General features: G+C 52.9%; 3 protein-coding genes. All 3 read right to left on the bottom strand.

Annotation, left to right across the window (positions count from 1 at the left end):
• On the bottom strand, positions 1-1,600 hold a 1,600-nt coding region (locus L692_RS0118940; RefSeq protein WP_025701640.1), incomplete at its 3' end, for a methyl-accepting chemotaxis protein.
• Between the two features lie 78 nt (positions 1,601-1,678).
• Positions 1,679-2,188, bottom strand: a complete 510-nt coding sequence (locus L692_RS29450; RefSeq protein WP_025701639.1) for a chemotaxis protein CheW — start codon at positions 2,186-2,188, stop codon at positions 1,679-1,681.
• Positions 2,189-2,408: 220 nt separating this feature from the next.
• Positions 2,409-2,741, bottom strand: a 333-nt coding sequence (locus L692_RS0118930) for an HXXEE domain-containing protein (protein ID WP_025701638.1), incomplete at its 5' end; no start/stop codon positions are given.

Here is a 2,741-nt window from a genome sequence, read left to right as displayed (position 1 = left end):
CCCCCCCCTGCCGGTCAATCTTGAACAAGCTCACAGAAGCCTGCAATTCAGCCGCCTTTTGAGTCAAATTCCGGGCAGTCGCCGCCATGAACTCACTGGCCTCGGCCGTGTCCCCCGTTCCTGATGTTATACTTTCCACCACTTGCGACACGCTTGCGGCCTGAAGAGATTGCTCAACGCTTTCATCGGCGATAGCCGTCACCTTCGATCCCGTTTCACCAACGATTCGTTGAATATCCCCGAGGGAATCGGCTGTCTTGCGGGAATAAGCCACGCTTTCCTGTACGGCGGTCGCAACGAGACGAGTATGTTCCTGAACGCCTTTAACAAGGACGCCGATCTCTTTCACTGCCGAACCGCTGCGTTCCGCCAGCTTCCGAACCTCGCCCGCCACCACAGCAAAGCCTTTACCCTGCTCTCCGGCGCGGGCAGCTTCGATCGCCGCGCTCAGAGCAAGCAGGTCAGTCCGGTCCGCAATATCCTCTATCGCTTCGACAATGCCGCCGAGCGCCGGTAAATCTTTCTCCAGCTTTGCCATATGGGCGAGCACGTCGTTAATGCTGCTCATCAAGGCGTGAACGGCTTCTCCGCCCCTGTCGGCTATTCTGACGCTTTGCTCCGAAAGCCCGGCGGCATGCTTTGTATTTTGCGCCAACGAGTCAATCACGCCAGTCAATTCTTTGAACAAGGCATGGATCACACCGGCGGATTCGGGTTGATGGCTTCCGGCCATTTCCTCACCCGTAGCGGAGATTTGCCGCGCGGCGGCAGCCAGGCTTTCGGCGTTCAGTTGAGTGTGGTTTACGACTTTTCGCAGATTAAGGATCATCGTATCCACGCCGCTCGCCAGCATTCCAATTTCGTCCTTTGTCCGGACGCCTGATAAGGTCCGCAAATCTCCTTCTGCGGTGAGCTGGACAATGCGGCTTATTTTTTGAAGAGGTCTTGACAGGATAATGGAAATAAGAATACCCGCAATAATTGTGATGGCAACCGCCGCCCCAAATATCCAGTAAACCAGCTGCCGGCCAGAAACAAACGCCTCTTTCCCTTCCTGCCCGGCCCTCCGGGCTGTATCCACGTTGATATCCGCGAGCCTATCAAGCGCGGCTAAGGTGTCATCCCTTCCTTTGGCGTAAATTCCTCCAGTGTCGTTCAGCAACCTGAGCAGCGGGTCGATTTGATGATTTGCCGCCATTTGGGCGATTTCGTCGACAGCCTGATTGTAACGGTCCAGGGCCGTTTCCAGAACCGGCAACAGTTCCTGGGCTTCCGCGGCGAGCTTTGCTTTCTTGAACTCCTCTATCCTTTCATTGGCAGCGGCCGTGTCAGTTTGCACGGATTGGAAGATTAATGCACGTTCGCTTTCGTTGCCCCCATATAATCTGCGCAATTCATTTCTTGAATGGTTGAGGATAGCTTTGGTTTCGATGAGCGGCCTGATGCCGAGGAAATGATTCTGATACAGATCGGAGAGTCTGCCGTTCATTTCCCCCAGTTGCTTTACAGCGGTTAGACCTGCGAACAATATCATCATGCCAACAACCGAAAAAACCAGCAGGAGCTTAAAGGCGGTCTTTAAATTATAGAACCAGTTCATATCATTTCCTCCCAGATAAGAAGCCCTTTAAAATAGGGACGGTCTGTCCGTCTGCCATGTAATTTCCCGGCTCTCCCTCTAGCCGCCCAACAGCCCCTCCAGCTTCAGTATGCCAATAAGCTGCTCCCCCCGGCTCGCGATGCCAAGAAACACTCCATGTCTGCCTATTTCATAGGCTGCGCTGAGCGGGGAGTGAATCCTTTCATAGGTTGTCATTTGAATGACTTTGTCGGCAATTAATCCAATGAGCTCTTCATTGCAGCATACAATGATTATTCGCGCCGTTCTGGTGCAAGACTCATCCGGCATCCCCAGCAGGCTCCTGAGACTCATTACCGGAATGACCGTTCCCCGCAGATGGATTACGCCTTTAACCGCAGGTCTGCTCAATGGGACATCGGTCAGGGGCTGCATCCTAATAATCTCCCGGATGTCTTGAATGCCCAGCGCGCATGTTCGTGATCCGACGGAAAGCTCAATAAAATGTTCGACCGTTATGGCTTCTCCCTCCCTATTGACCAGGTACGTCCTTTCCGGACTGATTCCGGACAGCTTAAGCCATCTATATTTTTCAGCATTGTTCGGCAAAATTTAGAGAGTCGCGCAATCAAACTTCGTCTTCCAAGTCATACCTTATGATGTTACTGATGCTTTTATGCCGGAAATTCCAGTGAAGTGATAAGAGCTGATGCATTAGCGTGTTCCCGTTAACGGGCTGCCGGCACAGGGTCACAGAACAAAAACAGGCAAACCGTTCATACAGACCTCAGTCTGTATACGGCTTGCCTGTTATGATATTTACAACTGCTTACTGCCCGGCCGCCCTGGCCCTTCCTTTCAGCAGGAGCAGCAGCAGGGGAGGCCCGATCACCGCCAGCAAAATCAGGCTGCGGCCGATTTCGGTCCAACCGGCGGCGTCAGACCCAAGGAACCGGTAGAAGGCATACGCCGAATAGGGAAGTGCGACGAAGACAGCGGTCCAGACGCCGGGCGTGTACATCCGTAAATATATAGCTTGAAAAGCATGCGTAAAAGAATGGATGAAGAACAAGGACAACGCTGCCAGAAACGGCAGATAGAAAGAGAAGAACACGGCAAGAAAGGTTGCGCCCACAATAAAAGCGAACACATAGAGCACATC

The sequence above is a fragment of the Paenibacillus forsythiae T98 genome, assembly GCF_000520735.1.
Taxonomy (GTDB): domain Bacteria; phylum Bacillota; class Bacilli; order Paenibacillales; family Paenibacillaceae; genus Paenibacillus_AQ; species Paenibacillus_AQ forsythiae.
Note: the sequence above shows the minus strand (reverse complement) of the source record. Positions and strands in the feature narration are given on the sequence as shown.